Raw genomic sequence first — 6,384 nt, forward strand, 5'->3', positions numbered from 1 at the left:
GGTCCGCGCGTTCGAGGGCATGCGGAAGCGCGGACGGGCGGGGCGGTGAGGAGGGAGCGCGCGCCGTTCAGGCGGTGGGCGCGGTGCGGCGGCGGTCGGGGCCGGTGAGGATGACCCGCTCGGTCATCTCGGCGAGGCGAGAGGCGACGCGGTCGCCGAGCGCGGTGCGGAACTCGGCGGTGGGGAGGTTGGTGGTGATGAGGGTGGGGAGCATGTGCTCGTACCGGTGGTTGATGAGCCGATAGGTGAGCTCCTCGGTCCATTCGCTGGTCTTGGCCGCGCCGAGGTCATCCAGGAGCAGCAGCGGGCAGCGGGCCAGCGTCTGGAGTTCTCGTTCGCCGTCGTGGCCGGCGCGGGGGCGGAGCCGCGCGTGGAGGTCGGCGGAGGTGATGGCCTCCCAGCGCAGGCGGACGCCTCGGGTGAGGAGGGCACGGACGGCGCCGTATGCCTGGTGGGTCTTGCCGGTGCCGGTGGGGCCGGCGATCAGCAGCGACGGGCCTTCGGCGATGCCGGGGCCGGTCGGCCCGGGGCGTCCGGCGCGGGCGATCTGGTCAGCCCAGGTAGTGATCTGGGGGTGGTCGGCCAGGGCGCGGCGGTAGCGGGCGGGGATGCGGGCGTCGGCGAGTTCCAGGGCGGTGACCGACTCGGGCGCCGGCGCGTGTGCGGCAGCAGTGGTGGGGTCGATGCCGCGGTTGGCGAGGATCGTGTTGAGCCGGTCGGTGATCGCGCCGACGGGCTGGGGTGCGCGGGTGAGGGTGGCGGTCAGAGCTCATCTCCGTAGGCGGCGACGACGTCGGTGGGGTTCGTCCACGCCCGGTGGGCGGCGGGCGGGGCAGAGGATGCAGCGTTCATGACCTCGTGGACCAGGCTGGGCAGGACGCCCGGGGACAGGCCCTTGACCCGATGGCGCTCGAGGGCGGCCCGGAGATGGGCGGGAGCGATGCCCTCGTTGAGCAACTTGCGCACCTGACCGCCGAGATGGTTCAGGAAGGCACCCGGCGGGCGGTGATTGCAAGCGGCGACGTACTCGCCAAGGAGCTGCTTGGCCGAGACGGTGTCGGGCGCGTGGGCGCTTGCGCCCCCCGAAGGGGTATCTCCTAGATCCACGGTCCTAGGTCCTAGATCCGGACGGTGAGACGCCACTGCTGCTTCATGGAGCGCTCCCTGATCCGTCACGGAGGACTTCGTGACGCGCTCCTCACCTGCGGTTTCGCTATCACGCCTCGGATTCAGGGCGGACTTATGGGACTCGCCGGAGCCCTCACCGAAGACTCCGTGAGACGGCGGTGAGGACTCCGTGACACTGGCGCTCATGGCGGGAGCGGCAGCGACCGAAGCGTCGTGAATCGGGCAGGCAGGGAGGCGGCTCTTGCTGGGCCGGTTGATCTTCTGATGCTGGTGCCAGGTCACGACGTGCAGGTACCGCTTGTGATCCGGCCCCTTGTAGCGGCAGATCAGTCCGGCGTCGGCGAGCTGGGCGAGGTCCGTCTCGACATCGGACGGGGTGTGCTCGGGGCGCAGCACCCACAACTGCCCGGCGATGATCGCGGCGTGGTCGCGGTGGCGGCCCTGGTCGTCGGCCTGTGTGAGTAGGCCGAGGAAGGTGCGCTCGGCCGTCAGGGAGACCGCGGCCAGGGACTCGGAGACGAAGGCTTCGGGCTTGATGGTGCGGATTCGTGCCAAGTGCGGGGCGGTCCTCACTCGGTGGCCTGTGCGTGGACATCACGGCTCACCGTCGGTCGGGGCGGGATTCGAGGGGGTGTTGGCGCGGACGCGCGCCGGGAAGCGATTGCGTTTCCGAGGGGTGTCGTCAACATAGCCACACCCCAGTCGCGCAAGTCCAGCCCTATCCGGCGCAATCTCTCACGGCAGAAAGGCCGCGAGAAATGGGGCTCGGTGGCGGGCGGGAGCAAAACCGTAAGGCACGATCCGCTGTCGACCAAATAGTTGCCCGAACTGCAGAGCCAGAAGCATCACATCGGCAAGCCGTTGACGAGTCGCAGACGGGGAAGCTACAACACAACACCCCACGTCAAAGCCATGATCGGCACACTGTTCCGCGCCCCTTCCCGACCCTCCGGGAACCGCATCTCGGCGAACGACGCGAGCGCAACATAGACCACGATCGCCGGTTACCCAAACCGGCGAATGCACCTTTCAATTGGAGTCATGCCCCCGCGCTCACTGGAAGTCGGACCCGCAGGAATGCAGGCGGCCCGCACCATCGAAATCCTCCGAACCGAACGCGGCCTGTCACAACGCCAGTTGGCCGACCGCGTGACCGCCCTCGGCCACCCAATGTCCAACACCATGCTGTCCCGCATCGAACGCGCCCAACGACGATGTGATGCCGACGACCTCGTCGCGATCTCCGAAGCCCTCCTCATCTCGCCTCTCGTGCTGCTGCAGAGGCCGACCGCCACGTGACGAGGCCCGCCCAGCGCCGCTGACAGAGCGCGCTCCCACCCAGTAAGGACCCGCCCTTCTTGCACCACTCCGACATACCTCCTGCCCTCGTACGACGCCTTCCCGGCACCTCGGGCGGAGCCCCCTTGCCCCGTCTCTACCGCCCCGAAGAAATCGCCGAAGCCCTCGGCTGTTCCGCCTGGTGGGTCAAGGACCGGGCCCGACGCGGACTCATCCCGCACACCCGCGTCGGCCGCGCCTACCGCTTCACATCCGCGCACCTCGCCGAGATCGTCCGCCTCCACGAAGAGCGCCCGAAGCGATCCGACAGCAGCGTGTCGGCGAGTCGGGCAGCGACAAGTCCTCCCGTGGTACGAACTCGTGCCGCCCGACCTCCTGGGCCGACTACGGCCTCGACGCCGGGGCGTCTGCGGGCTCGACCGCCGCGCCGTACCCAGTACGAGACCGTCGCGTAGCGCGCCCGCGCCCAGTCATAAGTCGAGAGCAGAGGAGGAAGACGGAAGTTGGGTTTCGCGGAGAAGCGCGGAAACTACTGGCGCGGCCGGTACAAGACCGAGCCCGGCAAGCACCTCACGGTGGTCGACGGCAACGGCAAGGCGATCCGGTTCGCAACCAAGGGAGAGGCCCAGCGCGCCGCGAGCGAGGCCGAGAACAAGTACCGGCGCGGCGACTGGCGCGACCCGGCACTCGGCCAGGAGACCTTCGGGGAGTACGCGAACCGCTGGTACGAAACCCAGGACCTGGCCGCCTCGACCATGCAGAACTACAAGCGCCACATCGAGGAGCACCTGCTCCCCGACTTCGAGGACAAGGCGCTTGCCGGCATCCTGCGCACGGACGTCGACCTGTGGGAGAAGAAGGAGAAGGCCGTCTACGCGGCCTCCAGCGTTAAGACCTGGCGCTCGACGCTCCACCTGATCTTCGAGGATGCGATCGACGAGGGCCTGATCACCTCGAACCCGGCCGCCAGACGGCGCGGACGCGGCAAGCGCGCCGGCCGTTCCCGTGACCGTGGTCCGGAGAAGGTCGTCACCGACCCGCTCGGCATCCTGCTGACCGCCGAGCGCGCCGCTCTGCTCTCCGGCCGCGACGACGAGTTCGTCGCCGTGGTCCTCAAGGGGTACACCGGCATGCGCTGGGGCGAAATCGTCGGCTTGGAGACGGAGTTCGCCCGCCCCGGCTCCGTCCGCGTCGAGTGGCAGCTGTACGAACTCGACACCGGCGAGCTGGTGCGCTGCCCACCCAAGGACGACAGCTACCGCACCATCGACGCGATGGACTGGCTGTCGGCCCTGGTCGCCAACCACGTCGCCCGCACGAAGCCGAAGCCCTGCCCGTGCCACGGAAAGACCTACGTCTTCCGTGGCCAGGGCGCGGCCCGCACCGGCGGCCACCAGGGTGCGAAGCTCGTCGACGTCGCACGCCGTGCCGAAGTCTCCACGGGCACGGTGTCCAACGTCCTCAACCACCCCGATCGCGTCACCGAGGCCAAGCGGATGAGGGTGGAGAAGGCCATCGCGGACCTTGGGTTCGTGCGGGGCGGCGCGGTGCTGCAGCAAGCAGCCCACTGGCGCCGAAACGGCTTCGCGACGTGGCTGTTCACCCCGGCTGTCTCCGGTTGGTACCCGAAGAAGGCACCGCAGGATGCCCGCCCCGTCCCGCTGCTCGGTGAGCCGTGGCCCGGCGTTCCCGCCCGAGGGCGCGGCGCCAGAGACCGAGCCGACGCCTGTTGGCTCCCGATCGCCAAGGGCCTTACACCCCACGGCCTCCGTCACACCCACCGGACTGTGATGGAAGACCTCGGTACCGAGAAGGTCCTCATGGACGACCGCATGGGCCACATCGACGGCTCTGTCTCGGCGCGTTATGCCCACGTGACCTCTGGCATGCGCAAGCGCCTCATGGTCGGGCTGACCGAGCAGTGGGAGGCGGCGCTCGATGCTCGCCTTGCGATGAGCCCCACGTCACCGGTCCGCGTACTCAGCGAACTCCTGCGCGCGTGCAGGGAGGCTCGCAGCCGGACGATGCCTGGATGATGTGCGACACCTGTTCCCTGCGCGACCACTGCGCGGGGAACAGGTGCTTCCTCCGAGTCACAGCTACTTCGATCGCGGGTTTCAGACAGCGAAGGCTTGACCGCAAACCAGGCAGTGATACGGGCCTGAACTGCTTTCAGGGACCTTTACCGGCTCGTACGAGTGGCATGGGGAGGTCACGATGACCATGTCGTCGGGCTCGGTCAGCTGAGCCGGTACGTCCGGTGCGTCGATGTTGCCTTTGAAGTCGAGCCTCACGTGCTTGCTGCTGGCACCCTTGAATGCGTCCCGCAGCCCTTGCTCGATCTCTCGCGTCGCTGCAGGAAAAGCCATGCCTCGGGCGTATTGGAGTTGCTCCTGCGTCCACCAGGATTCCATTCCAGCAGGCTGCCCGCACAAGGGGCAGTGATAGGCCGCCGGGGCGGGTTGCTCCTCGGCTTCCTCGTTCGCTGGACCGTGATGCCACTTGAACTGGCGCACGCAGTGCGGGCATTCCCGACGGAGGAACCCGTCGTGATCCAGAGGCAAGGTCAACTGGATGTCCATGTCATGCTCCGCTCACGAACTCGTCGATCTCGATTGGTGTCCCATCGACGGTCTTGGCAGTGATGGTGATGGTGAAGTACGAGTTCGAGCGTGACGCGAGAGAGTCCGACGACATGCGCCCCACGCGCACGGACTTCCCTTCGGGCAGCTTCGGGACAGGGAATTCATCGGCGTTTCGCGTGATGAGCCCAACCTCGGCATCAGCGTCCACGTTTAGCTCGTACACATCGCCGGGACCGTGGTTGGTGATCTCGACAGCGTCGATCTTGTTGCGCCCATTGTCGATGTACCGAGCCTTCAGTCGGGGCGTGCCCGCCGCCTGCGATGACGGCAGTTTCCGGCCCATCGGGAGCCCGCCGCCCGGGGGAACGGGTGGAGTAAGGTCGCCGGCCTCGTGCCAGTCCGTCCCTGTCAGCCGGACAGCGCATCCTGCGGTTTCCAGACGGGTCGCGAGGTCCTGCCGCTTCTTGACGCTGTTGTCGAGGCGGACGACATGTCGGCCGTGGATGTCGCTGAAGACCTTCACCTGTCCGAGTTCCACGATCACAGTGCGGTCCGCGTCGCGGCCCATGGCCATGCCTGCTTCGAAGAGCACATTCGGACGGGGCTGCATCTGCGGGTTGCACTCTGGATCGTCTGGGTGAGTCAGGCTCTCGTGCAGGTAGGTGACGTCGTCCGGGGTCTGTAGGACGACGACGGCCTGGGCGCTACCGAATGCCGCATCGAGGATCTCACCGATGTACGGGGAGCCCTTTCCCGTCATGCGGCCTGCTTCCGACCATTCGATCGGGTCGAGCCCGATGGCCCGCAGGAACTCGAACAGTCCGCGGCGTGCGCGATCGTTGCGTCCGTGGATCACGAACACTCTGCGGCGGTCCACCCCACGCCCGTCTTCTGCTGTGGTTGGCATGCCTTGCTCCCTGCTGATGTACGAGAGACCTGTGCTATTCGACGGTAACGGCAGGGTCTGACAGCGGACTCAGCTGACGAGATTGGGAGCCGGATTCGGAGACTGGCTCCCAAACGCCCTCCGCAGCCGCGATGCCGGTTGCCGGTGTGACGTGGCGAGTTCCCCGGAACTCGGCACCAGGCCGGCTGCTGACGCCAGGTCGCCGGCACTTGTAGGGGAAGGTCATGCCGCCTGCGGCGACGACGAATTGGCCCTGAAGCTCGTCCACGTCGCCCGCTGTGTCGAGGTTTCTACGGGGCCCTTTGAGCATCCCCGGGCAGACCAAGTGGGGGCTCATGAGGTCAACCGGCACAAGTGCGTCAGCGTCCGGCGCCCATAGCATCCCGGTCTGACAAAGTGGCTCCGGGCTTAGAAGCTGTTGTCTTTCCGAGAGTGACGGGTGCGTTTCCGCTGTTCAGGTGTAGT

At 67.5% G+C, this 6,384-nt stretch carries 7 protein-coding genes; 3 read left to right on the forward strand and 4 right to left on the reverse strand.

Annotated features, from left to right (window positions below; all coding sequences use genetic code 11):
- Nucleotides 1-67: 67 nt before the first annotated feature.
- Entirely contained in the window at nucleotides 68-766 is a 699-nt protein-coding gene (locus tag IE185_RS26120; RefSeq protein WP_189716113.1) for an ATP-binding protein, read from the reverse strand.
- Nucleotides 763-1,683, reverse strand: coding sequence for a hypothetical protein (locus IE185_RS26125; protein ID WP_189716108.1), 921 nt, complete (start codon nucleotides 1,681-1,683; stop codon nucleotides 763-765). Before IE185_RS26125 ends, IE185_RS26120 begins: the two co-directional genes overlap by 4 nt.
- Nucleotides 1,684-2,169: 486 nt before the next feature.
- Between IE185_RS26125 and IE185_RS26130 the strand changes: the two genes are divergently transcribed.
- The 3 genes from IE185_RS26130 to IE185_RS26140 all read left to right on the forward strand — a co-directional run bounded on the left by IE185_RS26130 (nucleotide 2,170) and on the right by IE185_RS26140 (nucleotide 4,463).
- The gene (locus IE185_RS26130) at nucleotides 2,170-2,427 is read left to right on the forward strand and encodes a helix-turn-helix domain-containing protein (protein WP_138899470.1); all 258 of its coding nucleotides are present in this window, start codon (nucleotides 2,170-2,172) and stop codon (nucleotides 2,425-2,427) included.
- 74 nt (nucleotides 2,428-2,501) lie between these two features.
- Nucleotides 2,502-2,882 (forward strand): helix-turn-helix domain-containing protein, encoded by a 381-nt coding sequence (locus tag IE185_RS26135; RefSeq protein WP_138898704.1) that lies wholly within the window; start codon nucleotides 2,502-2,504, stop codon nucleotides 2,880-2,882.
- A gap of 48 nt (nucleotides 2,883-2,930) precedes the next feature.
- Nucleotides 2,931-4,463, forward strand: a complete 1,533-nt coding sequence (locus IE185_RS26140) for a LacI family DNA-binding transcriptional regulator (protein WP_138898702.1) — start codon at nucleotides 2,931-2,933, stop codon at nucleotides 4,461-4,463.
- A gap of 81 nt (nucleotides 4,464-4,544) precedes the next feature.
- Here IE185_RS26140 and IE185_RS26145 read toward each other — a convergent pair whose 3' ends face one another.
- Together IE185_RS26145 and IE185_RS26150 are read right to left on the reverse strand one after the other, a co-directional pair.
- Nucleotides 4,545-5,009, reverse strand: a complete 465-nt coding sequence (locus IE185_RS26145; RefSeq protein WP_138898701.1) for a hypothetical protein — start codon at nucleotides 5,007-5,009, stop codon at nucleotides 4,545-4,547.
- A gap of 1 nt (nucleotide 5,010) precedes the next feature.
- A complete protein-coding gene (locus IE185_RS26150; protein ID WP_170198412.1) occupies nucleotides 5,011-5,919 on the reverse strand; it encodes a TIR domain-containing protein in 909 nt (302 codons plus the stop codon).
- Nucleotides 5,920-6,384 lie beyond the last annotated feature (465 nt).

The organism is Streptomyces chryseus (genome assembly GCF_014650755.1).
Lineage (GTDB): Bacteria > Actinomycetota > Actinomycetes > Streptomycetales > Streptomycetaceae > Streptomyces > Streptomyces chryseus.